Genomic DNA, 14,627 nt, shown 5'->3' on the forward strand with positions numbered 1-14,627 from the left:
AAAAAAGGTTAACTGCATGCCCATCATCTTCAACACAACAATCATCAGCAACACACTCAATGCAACGGAGAGCAAACTCATTAAAAACGGCCGCACTGTTGGTTCCACATCTTTTTTGTGCATGTGGCCCTTTATTACACGTATCAGCAAACGGATAAGCCATAAGCCTATTATTAAAACCAGGATCCCTATCAAGAAACGCGGGCCGTATTTAATCAGCCAGTCGTAAGCATGGGCATATAATTTATCGATGTTCATCTATCAAAATATTATACCTGATAAACTGCCCTGTTTAATTTTTGTTTATTTTAAATACGATTTATGGGAAGTGCACCACGCCGGACGATGTCATATTCTGCGGCTATACTGGTGATTAATGGCAGGACATTGGCACTAAAAATATAATCCTGAGCCTGCAATTAACGGTGTTTGTAAAAAATATTGCTGTTTATTTTCACCCCATTTTTAAGCAGCATTCTTCGTCGCTTGTTTGCAACCGCCGTTCCATTGGTGGCGCCTTGTAAACCACTGCCTGCAACTGTACTTACTACACCTGCCGGCGTAATTTTCCGGATGAGGTTATTATTTGAATCAGCTACATATACATTGCCAGCTGCATCAACTGCAAGGCCGGCCGGGTAATTAAAGGACGCTTTGGTCCCTGTACTATCGGCCGAACCTGCAAGACCGCTTCCGGCCAATGTACTTACTGTTCCATCAGGGGTAATTTTGCGGATGAGGTTATTTACGCCATCGGAAACATAAACATTACCAGCTGCATCAACAGCCACACTATTAGGGTAATAAAAGGTAGCTGAAGGTGCGGGCCCGTTATTTGACCCTTTAACAGTATCAACGCCAGCGTAGGTACTTACTACCCCCGATGGGGTTATTTTCATAATAGTACTATTCAGATAATTGGCTACAAAAACATTTCCATTACCGTCTACCGCAACACCTGAAGGGTTATTAAAAGGAGATAAGTTGGTTGAAATTCCCGTATTCAACGTTCCGGCAAAGGTACTTACCTGCCCGCCCTGCCCTATCAAACGGATTAAATTATTGCCGGCATCAGCGATATAAATATTGCCATGAACATCAACCGATACACCAAGCGGATCAAAAAATGAGGAAGCGGTACCAATCCCGTTAACCGAACCTGTTGTATCACTGCCGGCAATGGTAGTAACAACTCCGGCCGGGCTTATTTCGCGGATAAGATTATCACCTGCATCAGCCACAAATAAATTCCCTGATGCATCAACAGCTAAACCGGTCGGCTGTGTAAAGGAAGCAAGGGTACCTGCTCCGTCAATATAACCGGCATTCCCACTGCCGGCAAGGGTAGTAACTATACCTCCCGGCGCTATTTTACGGATGAGGTTATTGCCATAATCGGCCACATAAATATTTCCGGAAGCATCTATGGCCACTCCTGAAGGGTTATTAAAAGATGGCAATGAATCTAAGGCTGCTATGCTATCCGTTTTCGTCGTGTCAGGGTTTGTATTGAAGTGATTTTGCCGCAAAATATCTTTTTTACATGCTGTTGTGAAGCAGGCTATCAGGAGCAGCAAGAAGGCTGGGTACAGTAATAATTTTATGGTTTCCGGCTTCAATGGGGGTATATAAAATAATCTAACACAATAGTATCAAATTTAATCATCATAAAATAATCTGTTTAACTATTTCTTCCACTCAGGCTCATTTTGCCATCTACGAGTAATTCAACACTATAAAAAACCAATAAATCAAAGAAAGCCAAAAACCAGTAAGGGAGTTTTCCCGTTTGTTTAATTTAAACAATTGATATGGGGACAATAGGCGATTTAAAAACCAAAGCAATAGTGTCAAACATCCGTAAGATCAGGGAATTCAGGAATTATACTCAGGATTACCTTGCGGCCAAATTGCAGATATCACAAAATGCATACAGTAAAATCGAACTCGGATACAGCAGCATTACCTTAAGCCGTTTGGTGAAAATAACCGAAATATTGGAAATTGAACTTGCGGACATTATAAGTACCGACATCGAAGAAATCATCCGGTTTAAACTGCTGTTGAAGCAGGCTGAATAATATTTTATATTAAAGTTTATTCAATTCTTCTATCAATACCTTGCTCACTTCATTAAAATAACGCCTTACACCAAATCCCATTACGCTTTGGATACCGCGGGCGGCGTTAGTTAAAAACACCTCATCGGCCTCGTATAAAATCTCGGGGTTTATTTGAGCTTCTGTTATTGGTATATTTAGTTGTTTGGCAAGTTTAATAATAACCTGCCGCATTACCCCTTCAACACAGCCCTCGCTTAATGCAGGCGTATATAAATGGTTTTGATACCAAACAAATACGTTGGAACTTCCTGCTTCACACAAAAAACCATTCTGGTTCAGCAAAAAAACATCATCCAGCTTATTTTGACTTTTGTAAATACCGGCCATTACATAAACAAGAGAATTGCAGGTTTTAATATTAGACAGGTAATTGGTTGGCTTTTGCAACTCGGTAAACATATCCATGATTAATCCTTTAGTATTTAAAAAATACCGTGGTTCTTCTGTTGGCGTAACCTCCAGGCACCAGCCCATCTTATTTTGCGTCGGCAAGTATAATCCTTCCGCATCACGATAAACGGTTAAACGCAAACGACCATGTTTGGCCCTGTTGCGCCGCGCAATATCTTCACATTTTTCCTTCAAAAACCAGGGATCCATTTGCGAATAGCCGTCAATTTTAAGCGCTTTCATTCCCCTTTGCAACCTATCGGCATGCAGATCGGCAAATTTAAGCTGACCTTTCATCAGGCGCATACTTTCAAATAAGCCATCCCCATACCTGAAGCCACGGTTATGCACCGAAAGCAGTTTGGTATCTGATGGAAGAATTTCGCCGTTGAAGTTTATGAATACCATGTTTTTTTATATCAAAAGTCGGAAAAGTCAGTAAACCTGCCGGCCGGCAGGCGGGGTCCGAAAGAAAAAGCAGCTTAGTAGATGTCAACTTTCCAACCTTACAACATTCCAAAAACTAATCTCTAATTTCTAATCTCTGATCACTATAACCCCGCCACTTGTCCAAAGCCATTTTAAAATCCGGCGGCAAGGGCGCTTCAAAATACAATTGCTTTTTTAATGTCGGGTGCAAAAACCCGAGTGATTTTGCATGGAGGGCCTGCCGGGGCATTATTTCAAAACAATTCTCCACAAATTGCTTGTATTTGCTAAAAACTGTTCCTTTTAAAATTTTGTCGCCGCCATACATCATATCACTAAACAACGGATGTCCGATATGTTTCAAATGCGCCCTGATCTGGTGCGTACGGCCGGTTTCCAGCTGGCATTCAATCAACGTAACATAATTCATCCGCTCCAAAACCCGGTAATGCGTTACCGACCATTTCCCTTTTTCCGGGTCATCGTAAATTGACATCACCCGCCTGTCGCCAATGCTACGGCCAATATAGCCGGTAACCGTGCCATCGGTTTCCAGGTCGCCCCAAACCAGGGCGATATATTTACGGGCGATGGTATGATCGAAAAACTGTTTGGCGAGCCAGGTCATGGACCGCTCGTTTTTACTGATCAACAACAAGCCTGAGGTGTCTTTATCAATGCGGTGTACGAGGCCTGGCCGGCCATCGTTGCCTGGCAAGGTTGGTAGTTGCTGAAAGTGATAAACCAGGCCGTTCACCAGCGTGCCTGTATAATTATTATAACCGGGATGCACCACCAACCCTGCGGGTTTATTTACCACCAGTACATCATCATCTTCGTAAACTATATCCAAAGCGATATTCTCCGGGTAAACTTCGGTATCACGCGGCGGATGCGGCAATACCACCGAAATCACATCCTGGGGTTTCACTTTATAACTTGGCTTGCAGGGCTTATCATTAACCAGTACGTTACCAAGCTCAATGGCATTCTGGATGCGGCTGCGCGAGGCGTTTTCAATGCGGTGCATCAAAAATTTATCAACCCGCAACAGTGACTGGCCCTTATCAACTACTATGCGCAGGTGCTCAAAAAGGTCCTGTTCATCCTGGTCAATATTGGCTAAGTCTTCCATCATCGGGCAAAAGTAATGGTTTTTATAGATTTGGATACTTTTAAAATATCTCTACCTTTAAGTATTAAAATATATTACTCATATGAAAAAGCTTTACCCCATATTAACAACTGTAATACTTATTTTTATTACATCGGCAGCAAAAGCGCAGGACGGCTTTTCTGCACTGATAAAATCAGGACCGGCGGATGCCACCAAACTGGTAAATGCGTATGGCGAACCCTTATTTAAGGGAATCGGATTAGGCTTAAACAGTGGTTGGTATAGTTCGGCCAAGGCGAAAAAACTACTTCATTTTGATCTTCGCATTACCGCTTCAGCATCATTTGTTCCTACCAGCGATCAAACGTTTGACGTTACAAAAATTGGTTTGTCAAATAATGTAAGGCCTGATAATGCAAGCCAAACCATGGCGCCAACCTTTGGCGGCAGTAAAAGCGCTAACGGCCCGCTGCTGGATATTTATGATGATAACGGCCAGAAAGTCGGTTCGTACACGATGCCCTCCGGAAAGTCATCTGTCATCCCGGCCCCGCAGATCCAATTGACAGTAGGTCTCATAGGCAACACCGACCTGACGATACGCGCCATACCAACTATTAATTTTGGCAGCAGCGGCAACATATCGTCCATTGGATTCGGCATCAGGCATGATATTATGCAGGATTTTGTTGGTAAAACTGTAGATAAACTGATCCCTTTTGACCTTGCCATTGCTTTAGGCTACAGCCATTTAAGCATGAATATCCCCTTAACTGTAAACCCGGATGCAGGTGCAATACCAAAAGATGGCCAGCAAAGCACAGATTTCAACAACCAGCATGTGGGCGCAACCTTTAACAACTTTATGATCCAGGCCATTATCTCTAAAAAATTATTGTTTTTTACCCCCTTTTTGGCGGTGGGTTACAACAATACCCATACCCAATTTGGCACTATTGGAAACTTTCCGGTAACTACCGGGCAAACGCTCGCAGGCACATCAACTTACACTACATACAATAACCCAATTAGTATTAATGAAACAAGTATCGATGGCTTCCGCGCTGATCTTGGTTTCCAGTTAACGCCTGGCTTTTTCCGTATTTATGTATCCGGCAGCCTGGCACAATATAAATCTGTTAACGCAGGTATAGGCTTCGGCTTTTAACTTTGCTTAATGGAAATTGATCTTGAAATTTATAGCCCTGTTCATCAAATAAAAAATGTATTGTTTGATGAACAGGGCATCAATGTTTTCATCAAACGCGACGACCTCATCCACCCCATCATCTCAGGCAATAAGTGGCGCAAACTCAAATACCTTTTAAAAAAAGCACAGGCCGAAAATAAAAGCCACCTGGTAACTTTCGGGGGTGCTTATTCAAACCACTTGCTGGCTACTGCAGCGGCAGCAGCAAAATTCGGTTTCAAATCAACCGGGATAGTTCGTGGTGAGCAGGTTAACAATGATACCCTTTTTCTTTGCCGCCTTCATGGCATGCAACTGCTGTTTACCGACAGGGAAAGCTATCGCGATAAACCCGGGCTTTTTGACAAATATTTTGCGGGCGACCCCAAAGCTATATTCATTGACGAAGGCGGAGCATCGCCCGAAGGCGCCAGGGGCTGCAGCGAACTGATTGATGAACTGCTGCAAACTTACAACCATATTTTTTGCGCCTGCGGAACAGGGACCTCTGCCGCAGGCATTATCAATGGCATCTGTCAGCATAAATCACCTACACAATTTCATGCGGTACCGGTATTAAAAAATGGTGGTTTTATGAGGGAGGAGATCAACAAACTATTGGCGCAACAAGTAAATTTTGAATTACATACCGAGTATCATTTCGGAGGCTACGGCAAAACCAATAACGAGCTCATCGATTTTATCAAACAATTTGTGGCCGAAACCGGGATATTGATTGAGCCTGTTTATACCGGCAAAATGCTTTATGCCATTTATGACCTTGCAGCAAAGGGCTATTTTAACCCGGGAGAAAACATACTGGCGATACATAGCGGCGGAATTTGGGGTTTATTGGGGATGAAAGAGAAGTTTGGTAAAATTTTATAAGTCGCCACCGGTAAAATCGCGTTTAAAATACCGGCATGCAATTTTTCGTCCCGACCAACAAAATAATAGGTAAAATTCTTTACAAATCCAAGCAAATTACAGAATTTATTACTGTGCCAGGTGTCCCGGGTGTATTCATCCGTGCCGGGTGGTTCAGGTGTGCTGATAACCTGATGACTTTGGCCTGGTGTTTTGAATACATCACCCAAAAAAATATGTAATTTTTAACACGATTTCCCTGAAGTCCCTACGTTTCGCACATCGAACGCATCAAAAAAAACAATATCTTAGCTTCTTATAGCTGCAGCTCATCATCATGAAAAAGATATTACTTTTAGTATACCTTGCAATAACCATTCTATCAGTTAAAGCCCAGGAAAACGCAACTCCAGATACCGGGACATTTTTTCTGCACAAATTTCAACAGCATATAGGCCAGGAAACTTACCGCATCACACGGTCGGCCAATGTGCTCAGCTATAATATCGACTTTAAGTTTGTCGACCGAGGTTCACCGGTGCCCTTAAAGGCCGAACTTGCCGTTACGCCTAAACTTGAGCCGGTAAGGTTATGGATTAAGGGGAGGGTGGCCAGAAGCGCCACCATAAATGACAGCATCAGCATTGCAAACGGTGAAGCGATTGTAAAGGTTGATGATTCAGTACACAAACACAAACTGGCTCCTTTAACATTCCCTGTTGCTGGATATGCCCCAGGCACTGTTCAACAGGTATTGCTGCAATACTGGAAAATCCACCACGAACCTGCAACTATAAATACGCTACCGAACGGATCAGTCAAAATAAAAAAAGAAGGGGAAGACACTATCACCTTTAACAACAAAAAGCTTGTACTGGATAGATTTAGTATTGCCGGTTTGATATGGGGCAACGAGTTGTTATGGGCCGATAAAAACGGGCAGCTGATATGCCTTATCACTAACGATGCCGAAGCTGACAAATTGGAAATGATGCGCGCACCTTATGAGGATTTATTGGCCACATTTATCAGTAAAGCTGCAACCTATAGCATGGCGCTGTTTGAAAAAGCCATGCCGAAAGCCAAAACGGACAGTAAAGTAATTGCCGTTGTTGGCGGAACCCTGGTTGATGTGGTGAATTCAAGCATTATGCCAAATTCAGTTGTGCTGATAGAAAATGGCATCATTAAAAACGTTGGAAAAGTTGGCTCGGTAAAAATCCCATCGAACGCGAAAATAATTGATGCAAAGGGCAAAACAGTTATACCGGGGCTGTGGGATATGCACGCCCATTTTGAACAGGCCGAATGGGGACCGGCTTACCTGGCGGTTGGCGCTACTACCGTACGCGACTGTGGCAACGAATTTGATTATATCAATTCCATTAAAAATGCCATAGATGGCGGTAAAGGTATCGGGCCTGAAATTTTAAAGGCGGGGATAATTGATGGCAAAGGGCAGTATGCGTTGGGCATTATCCAGGCAGATACCAAAGAAGAAGCCATTAAAGAGGTAGATCGTTATTATGATAACGGATTTGTACAGATAAAAATTTACAGCTCAGTAAAACCGGCTATCGTTAAGGCTATTTGCAATGAAGCGCATCGGCTGGGTTTAACAGTTACCGGGCATATCCCAATAGGAATGACGCTGCAGCAGGGCGTTGATTCAGGCATGGATATGGTCAATCACGTGCAGTCTGTGTATTCCATTATGAAAAGGAATAAAGACAGGAGCATCAATTTTGATGATTCTACCAGTAAAGCAGCCATTCAGTTCATCAAAGACCACCATGTAGTAATAGACCCAACAATTGGAGTTTTTGAAATGAGCTTCCGCAATGTGAAGGACGATATTACCATAATGGAGCCTGGATTTTACACCTTGCCCCTACCGCTGCAGGCTTTATTTAAAGACACCGGCCAGGATCCGACAGGAGCCGCGAAGTTTAAACCATTATATGATAGTATGGTAAAAATCACAAAGCTTCTGTATGACGCAGGTGTAACCATCGTGGCCGGAACCGACCAGGGGTTCCCGGGCTATAGCGTTGACCTCGAACTGGAGCTATATGTTCAGGCCGGCCTTACACCTATGCAGGCTCTGCAAACCGCAACCATCACCCCGGCACGGGTAATGAAAATGGATAAAATATCAGGCTCTCTGGAAGCTGGCAAACACGCCGATTTGGCTATTATTGACGGCAATCCGTTAAACAACATCCGTGACATCCGCAAGGTTACCCTCGTAATTAAAGCAGGTAAAATCTATGATCCGGGGCAATTGCACCAATTGGTTGGGTTTAGCAAATAAGGTAAAAGGCAGAAAGCGAAAAGACTAAAGCTAAAAGCTTTTTGCTTTCTGCCTTAAGCTTTCAGCTTATACCACCCATTCCTTACGCATTTCTCTAGCCCGCCGTAAATTGGCTTCATCATCATTTATAAATTCCTCTTTGTCGGGGTTCCAGTGCAGTGGGCGTTTAAGTTCATAAGCCAGGTTACCTATATTGCAAACCGTGGCCGTGCGGTGGCCAATTTCCACATCCGCTACAGGTTTGGTACGGTTCCGCATGGCCTGCAGGAAATCCTTATAATGATCGAGGCTTAAATACACATGTTTTTCAAGAGGACTGATCGCTCTGGTTGCCAGAGTTTCTGGTGTCGTTTCGATTTTCCCCCTCACTACATTGATATTGCCTTTTGAACCGATAAAAGTAACACCATTATCACCGCTGACCGGCTCGTGCGTCATGGTAATTCCGTTAGCATATTGGTAGGTTAAGTATTGGTGGTCGCTATCCGGCGGAGTAACTAAAACAGGGCCGGTTGCATCCATATCCAAAGCCCATTGAGCGATATCAAACATGTGGGCGCCCCAGTCGGTCATGCCGCCGCCGCCAAATTCTTTATAGTCGCGCCATTTGGCCCAAAAATCGTCTGTAAGGCCAGGAGCCAAAAAATGGTTGTAATTTTGAGTAGTATTCGGCCCAAGCCAAAAGTCCCAGTTTAAGCTAGGGGGCATTGGTTCAGCAGGAAGGTTATAAGGCACCGGTGGCGGTCCCACATTTACTTTTACTGTTTGTATATCGCCGATATACCCATTGCGCACGAGTTCTGCTGCCTGCCTGAACTCGGGCCACGAACGTTGCATACTGCCGGTTTGAAAAACACGGTTATTTTTCCGGGTTTCTGTCACCATTGCACGTCCCTCATTAATGGTTAAGGATAAAGGCTTTTCACAATAAATATCTTTCCCGGCCCTGGCCGCCAAAATTGCAGTAACGGAGTGCCAGTGATCGGGAACTGCGATCACCACTGCATCGATATCTTTTCGCGCCAGCAAATCGCGGAAATCACCATAGGTGGCGCAACCGGCATACTTACTTTGTGCAGCTTTAGCGGCATATCGCTGGTTAACCTGTGCGGCAAATTGCTGCAGTTTGGCTCCGTAAACATCAGCCGCTGCAATAATTTTCACTTCATTCGTGTCAAAAAACGAACCCTGTAGCCCCCCGGCTTGTTTGCCCGTGCCGATAAAGCCTAAATTGATAAGGTCACTAGGCGCTGTATAACCTTTACCGCCCAGTACAAAGCGCGGAACGATCATAAAAGCAGACATTACCGAGGCTTTCTCAAGAAATTTACGCCGGTTGATGGCGTTAGCAGGTTTGTTTTCAGTGTCCATAATTGGTTTAATAAATAATTAACGAGATGGGATGGATAAATATAAAGGAATATAGGGGATAAAATGAAATGATTGGACGTAACATTTTTAAAGCTTTAATCAATCTGATGAAAGAACTATCTTTATCATTCGCGTTAGCAACCAATTATTAAAAATACACCTTTAAATAAAACCCCTATGATCAGGAAACTAATTTGCCTTTTATCCTTATTTTTTGTTTTTTCATTAGGTAATATTTTTGCCCAGCAAAAAGAGGTATTGATCTACCACCCTATCCAAACCGACAACAGCGGCAATATTGTTCCCTGGTTTAACCCCGACCCGGCCATCGCTTATGACCACGACCTGCATATTATCTGGAATTTTTGGTTTAATATGCGGCGGGACCCTAACGGGCTGCCTTATTATATGAACCACCAGGTTTTTAATCCCAATATGGACGATCCGCGCGGCATCGGCGGCGACCAGTTTATGATGGCTATGTCATCATGGCAATTATATTATGCCTATACCGGGGATGAAAACGTAAAAAACAACCTTTATTTCCTTGCTGAATACTATTTAACCCACGGGTTATCACCTGCCAATTGCAAATGGCCGGATATTCCTTTTCCCTATAATACCCTCATTTATTCAGGGATTTACGATGGGGATATGCGCAGCGGCAAAGGAGTGGCGCAGCCTGATAAAGCGGGATCGTTCGGCCTGGAGTTGGTACATGCCTACAAAATAAAAAATGAACCGCTTTTCCTGGACGCTGCTATAAAGATTGCCAATACACTGGCGGCAAATGTAAAAACGGGTACAGCTACACACTCGCCTTTGCCTTTTAAGGTAAATGTTTTTACCGGTAAAACGGCACTGCTGCAGGATGACGAGATCATCAAATCAAAAGATACCGCCTGCTATACCAGCAACCTTACGCCAACCCTGCAATTATTTTTCGACCTGATCCAACTCAAAAAGGGCAATTTGACCGCATATAAAACTGGTGCGAGCAAAATCTTGACCTGGCTCAAAAAATACCCGATCCAAAATAACCGCTGGGGGCCATTTTTTGAAGACGTAGGCGCCTGGAGCCAAACCCAGATCAACGGCATGACCTGCGCACGCTATATGATGGAACATCCGCAATATTTCCCTGAGTGGAAAACACAGGTAAAAAGTATCATCAACTGGGCACATACCAGCTTTAATAATGATAAATGGAAGAAATATGGCGTTATCGTCACTAACGAACAATCCATCTACCCGGTTCCGGGCGAAAGCCATACTTCAAGACAGGGCGCGGATGAGTTGTTATACGGGTCGTTAACCGGCGATACTTCTTATTACAACAACGCTTTACGCCAACTGAACTGGGCCACCTATGCGGTTGATTTTGATGGAAAAAACTGTTTTCCGTTTGATGAACCCTGGCTAACAGACGGGTATGGCGATTATGTAAGGCACTATCTGCGTGCCATGGCCACCTATCCTTACCTGGCGCCGGCGGAAGACCATATTCTTTCAAGCACTTCTGCCATCCAGCAGGCTGACTATAAAGGGCATTTTCATAAATATTATAGTGTTGATTTTACCGAAGCAGATTCAAATAAGGTGCGCCTGTATTACCGGACATTTGACACTACCGGCAACGAAGAGATCAGGCTAAAAAGCAAGCCTACAGCAGTGCTGGTGAACGATAAACCCCTAAAAGAAACTGTTAACGACGAAGGCTACACCTGGACCGCCCTCGAAAAAGGGGGTGGTGTTTTATGGGTAAGAAGGAAGAATGGGAATAGGGTTATTATAGAATAAAATGCGATGAACGAATATTTGGCGTCTGCGATAATCTATATTGTGTTCCTTTTATTTTCTTATGGCTTTTATATAGGTTCGATTAAATTAAAAACGCCCATATTTTTTGTAGTTGGGCTAATTTATTTCTTCGGCATCTATTTTTATTTCGACCTTTTAGGTCAGTTGCATCATTATTTGAGGGATCATCAATTTTATATAGAATTCGGCCATGCAGACCTGCTGCTGATCATGGTAATGTTATTCTGTTATTTAAATAGTTTTATCGTACTTATGGTGGTACTTTATAAAAGATGGAAATTAAAAATTCCTGAACAAAGTTAATCGTGCCTGCACAGGTCAATGTGTAGGCACATACCTCCCTGGCAATCTATTCTGTCAAACCTTTAATATACCCTATCGTTACCGGGATCTGGCTGGCATGATTAGGGCTTTCGTCCTCAATAAAATAATGTTGAATACCCACGGATTTGGCAACTTTTAATATTCCGGGGATATCCAATTGGCCTGTACCCAGGGCCACGTCGTTGTTGGTGCTGGTGCCTCCGGTAAGGTCATTCGCTACACCTTTTCGAATGTCTTTCAGATGCAGCATTTTCCAACGGGTGGGGTATTTATAAAGCAGTTTTGCCGGATCTCCGCCGCCGTGGAAAGTCCACATAATATCCATTTCAAAAGAAACATAATCCGGATTGGTATTTTGGATAATGTAATCCAGCAAAGTACCATCCCCGTAAGGGCCAAACTCATAACCGTGATCGTGATAGCACAATGTAATACCGTTATCCTTTAGTATTTTCCCTTCGCGATTAAATTCGTCAACTGCTTTTTTGGCGTCGTCAATAGTAAAAGTATTGCCATGGGGTATCCAGGCCACCATAACGAAAGTGGCACCAAAGGTTTTTGCCAAACTAACTACCTGGTAAGGATCTTTCGAGATCAGTCCGTAATCAACCCCAATTGACGGCATCAGGATACCGCGTTCGTTCAATAGCTTTTTAAATTCTTCAGGGCTTATGCCCTTTGGGTTGGGTCCTTCCATTTCGGTTATGCCAAGTGCTTTAACGCTGTCAAGCACCCTGATGATCCCATTTGCCCAACTGTTGCGGTAGGTGTATGCCTGCACACCTATTTTATTGGTAAAAAACTGGCTCTGCGCAAAACTTTGGCAAATGCCAAAAGCAAACAAAAGGGTAAAGAAAATCGATAATTTTTTCATGATCGTTAATTGAGATTCTCGATGATGGCGTAAATTTAGCAATTAAACCAATGGCCGCCGCGCTAAAAGTTAGCCTTTATGAATCTTTAAAGCACACCGATGTATTATTGATGTAGGTAATTGATCACTTACAATATTTATTTAATCCCACATAATCAACTAAATACAACATGGTCAACTAAGTCAACCCATGTTTAAACATTAATGCAATTTTATGACATTGTTAATTCAAACTTTTCGCAATATTATTATACCTTTGCGAGCTCATTATCAATCATGAGTGATCAGATTAAACATGAATGCGGTGTGGCATTTATCCGCCTTTTAAAGCCACTTTCTTATTACCAGCAAAAGTACGGCACTGCACTGTACGGTCTTAATAAACTTTACCTTTTAATGGAAAAACAGCATAACCGCGGCCAGGATGGCGCAGGCGTTGCAACCATTAAACTGGATATTGAGCCCGGTAAACGCTATATAAGCCGGCACCGGTCAATGGCATCCAATGCAGTGGCGGACATTTTTGAGTATATCCAGAAAAAATTCGCGGATATCCAAAAGGAAACCCCCGAAAAAATGCAGGACGCCGAGTGGCTGAAAGAAAACGTAAGTTTTATGGGCGAGGTTTTACTGGGTCACCTGCGTTATGGTACCCACGGTAAAAACAGCATCGAAAACTGCCACCCATTTTTACGCCAAAACAACTGGATGACACGTAACCTGGTGATAGCAGGTAACTTTAACATGACCAATGTGGATGAACTGTTACAGCAGTTGTACGAACTGGGCCAGCATCCTAAAGAAAAAGCCGATACCGTTACCGTACTTGAAAAAATAGGCCACTTTATTGACACCGAAAACCAGGGCCTTTTTGATCAATACAAACGCGAAGGCCTGGACGACAATATCGAGATCAGCAAACTGATCGCCAATGATATGGATGTTGCCAAGATCCTGCGTAAATCAGCAAAAAACTGGGATGGTGGTTATACCATTGCAGGTATATTGGGCCACGGTGATGCATTTGTAATGCGCGACCCGGTAGGCATAAGGCCAGCCTATTATTATTATAACGATGAAATTGTGGTTGCCGCTTCAGAGCGCCCTGCCATTCAAACAGCTTTTAATATACCAATAGAAGATATTAAGGAAATCAGGCCAGGCCACGCCCTCATCGTAAAAAGGAACGGAAAGGTAACTGAGGATATGTTTAGCGAACCGATGGAGAAAAAAGCGTGTTCGTTCGAACGCATTTATTTTTCGCGGGGAAGCGATGCCTCCATCTACCGTGAGCGTAAACAGCTGGGCCGGTTACTTTGCGAACAGATATTGAATACTGTTGAGCATGATGTAAAAAATACTGTTTTCAGCTATATCCCCAACACCGCCGAAGTGGCTTTTTACGGCATGGTTGAAGGTGTACATAAATATATCAAAAAATACCAGCGTGACCGGTTGCTGAACCGCGACGACAAGATAAGTGAAGAAGAACTGACCGAAGTGCTTTGCATGGCGCCGCGCGTCGAGAAGATAGCTATTAAGGATGTAAAACTGCGTACATTTATTACGCAGGATGCCGATCGCAGCGAAATGGTGGCACACGTTTACGACACCACCTACGGATTGATTAAAAAAGATGCTGATACGCTAGTGGTTTTGGATGACTCCATTGTACGTGGTACTACATTAAAACAAAGTATTCTTAAAATATTAGACAGGCTTGGCCCGAAAAAAATAGTGGTGGTTTCGTCTGCTCCACAGATCCGTTACCCTGATTGTTACGGGATCGATATGTCGCGCATGGGCGA

Annotated in this window: 11 protein-coding genes and 1 pseudogene; 6 read left to right on the forward strand and 6 right to left on the reverse strand. The window is 43.4% G+C overall.

The annotated features are described in order from the left end of the window. Positions 1-258: pseudogene (locus QZY09_RS24015) on the reverse strand (mechanosensitive ion channel family protein); the annotation flags it as partial. Positions 259-419: 161 nt separating this feature from the next. Further along, entirely contained in the window at positions 420-1,577 is a 1,158-nt protein-coding gene (locus tag QZY09_RS24020; protein ID WP_295677072.1) for an NHL repeat-containing protein, read from the reverse strand. 234 nt (positions 1,578-1,811) lie between these two features. Here QZY09_RS24020 and QZY09_RS24025 point away from each other — a divergent pair, with 234 nt between their 5' ends. Next, positions 1,812-2,081, forward strand: coding sequence for a helix-turn-helix transcriptional regulator (locus QZY09_RS24025; RefSeq protein WP_295677075.1), 270 nt, complete (start codon positions 1,812-1,814; stop codon positions 2,079-2,081). A gap of 9 nt (positions 2,082-2,090) precedes the next feature. Here QZY09_RS24025 and QZY09_RS24030 read toward each other — a convergent pair whose 3' ends face one another. Then, positions 2,091-2,921: an aminotransferase class IV gene (locus QZY09_RS24030; protein ID WP_295677077.1), complete on the reverse strand. Its 831-nt coding sequence runs from the start codon at positions 2,919-2,921 to the stop codon at positions 2,091-2,093. Between the two features lie 115 nt (positions 2,922-3,036). Beyond that, positions 3,037-4,077, reverse strand: coding sequence for an RluA family pseudouridine synthase (locus QZY09_RS24035; protein ID WP_295677093.1), 1,041 nt, complete (start codon positions 4,075-4,077; stop codon positions 3,037-3,039). A gap of 82 nt (positions 4,078-4,159) precedes the next feature. Between QZY09_RS24035 and QZY09_RS24040 the strand changes: the two genes are divergently transcribed. The 3 genes from QZY09_RS24040 to QZY09_RS24050 all read left to right on the forward strand — a co-directional run bounded on the left by QZY09_RS24040 (position 4,160) and on the right by QZY09_RS24050 (position 8,429). Beyond that, the gene (locus tag QZY09_RS24040; RefSeq protein ID WP_295677080.1) at positions 4,160-5,227 is read left to right on the forward strand and encodes a DUF6588 family protein; all 1,068 of its coding nucleotides are present in this window, start codon (positions 4,160-4,162) and stop codon (positions 5,225-5,227) included. 9 nt (positions 5,228-5,236) lie between these two features. After that, on the forward strand, positions 5,237-6,136 hold the full coding sequence (locus QZY09_RS24045; RefSeq protein WP_295677082.1) for a 1-aminocyclopropane-1-carboxylate deaminase/D-cysteine desulfhydrase: 900 nt from the start codon (positions 5,237-5,239) through the stop codon (positions 6,134-6,136). Between the two features lie 316 nt (positions 6,137-6,452). Then, the gene (locus tag QZY09_RS24050; protein ID WP_295677084.1) at positions 6,453-8,429 is read left to right on the forward strand and encodes an amidohydrolase family protein; all 1,977 of its coding nucleotides are present in this window, start codon (positions 6,453-6,455) and stop codon (positions 8,427-8,429) included. A 66-nt stretch (positions 8,430-8,495) separates the two neighbouring features. Here the strand turns inward: QZY09_RS24050 and QZY09_RS24055 are convergent, their stop codons facing one another. Continuing rightward, positions 8,496-9,800, reverse strand: a complete 1,305-nt coding sequence (locus QZY09_RS24055; protein ID WP_295677085.1) for a Gfo/Idh/MocA family oxidoreductase — start codon at positions 9,798-9,800, stop codon at positions 8,496-8,498. Positions 9,801-9,977: 177 nt separating this feature from the next. Between QZY09_RS24055 and QZY09_RS24060 the strand changes: the two genes are divergently transcribed. Then, the gene (locus tag QZY09_RS24060) at positions 9,978-11,600 is read left to right on the forward strand and encodes a hypothetical protein (protein ID WP_295677087.1); all 1,623 of its coding nucleotides are present in this window, start codon (positions 9,978-9,980) and stop codon (positions 11,598-11,600) included. A 370-nt stretch (positions 11,601-11,970) separates the two neighbouring features. On the opposite strand, the gene QZY09_RS24065 is transcribed toward QZY09_RS24060, so the two are convergent. Then, complete coding sequence (locus QZY09_RS24065) at positions 11,971-12,819, reverse strand: sugar phosphate isomerase/epimerase (protein WP_295677089.1); 849 nt, start codon at positions 12,817-12,819, stop codon at positions 11,971-11,973. A 276-nt stretch (positions 12,820-13,095) separates the two neighbouring features. Between QZY09_RS24065 and QZY09_RS24070 the strand changes: the two genes are divergently transcribed. Then, positions 13,096-14,627, forward strand: a 1,532-nt coding sequence (locus tag QZY09_RS24070) for a class II glutamine amidotransferase (protein ID WP_295677091.1), incomplete at its 3' end; no start/stop codon positions are given.

The organism is uncultured Mucilaginibacter sp., assembly GCF_903913935.1.
Taxonomy (GTDB): Bacteria; Bacteroidota; Bacteroidia; order Sphingobacteriales; family Sphingobacteriaceae; genus Mucilaginibacter.

What these genes read in the sequence shown, in the direction of transcription:
- QZY09_RS24025 (WP_295677075.1), top strand. Translation starts at nt 1,812, where the DNA reads ATGGGGACAATAGGCGATTTAAAAACCAAAGCAATAGTGTCAAACATC.
- QZY09_RS24030 (WP_295677077.1), bottom strand. Translation starts at nt 2,921, where the DNA reads ATGGTATTCATAAACTTCAACGGCGAAATTCTTCCATCAGATACCAAA.
- QZY09_RS24035 (WP_295677093.1), bottom strand. Translation starts at nt 4,077, where the DNA reads ATGGAAGACTTAGCCAATATTGACCAGGATGAACAGGACCTTTTTGAG.
- QZY09_RS24040 (WP_295677080.1), top strand. Translation starts at nt 4,160, where the DNA reads ATGAAAAAGCTTTACCCCATATTAACAACTGTAATACTTATTTTTATT.
- QZY09_RS24045 (WP_295677082.1), top strand. Translation starts at nt 5,237, where the DNA reads ATGGAAATTGATCTTGAAATTTATAGCCCTGTTCATCAAATAAAAAAT.
- QZY09_RS24050 (WP_295677084.1), top strand. Translation starts at nt 6,453, where the DNA reads ATGAAAAAGATATTACTTTTAGTATACCTTGCAATAACCATTCTATCA.
- QZY09_RS24055 (WP_295677085.1), bottom strand. Translation starts at nt 9,800, where the DNA reads ATGGACACTGAAAACAAACCTGCTAACGCCATCAACCGGCGTAAATTT.
- QZY09_RS24060 (WP_295677087.1), top strand. Translation starts at nt 9,978, where the DNA reads ATGATCAGGAAACTAATTTGCCTTTTATCCTTATTTTTTGTTTTTTCA.
- QZY09_RS24065 (WP_295677089.1), bottom strand. Translation starts at nt 12,819, where the DNA reads ATGAAAAAATTATCGATTTTCTTTACCCTTTTGTTTGCTTTTGGCATT.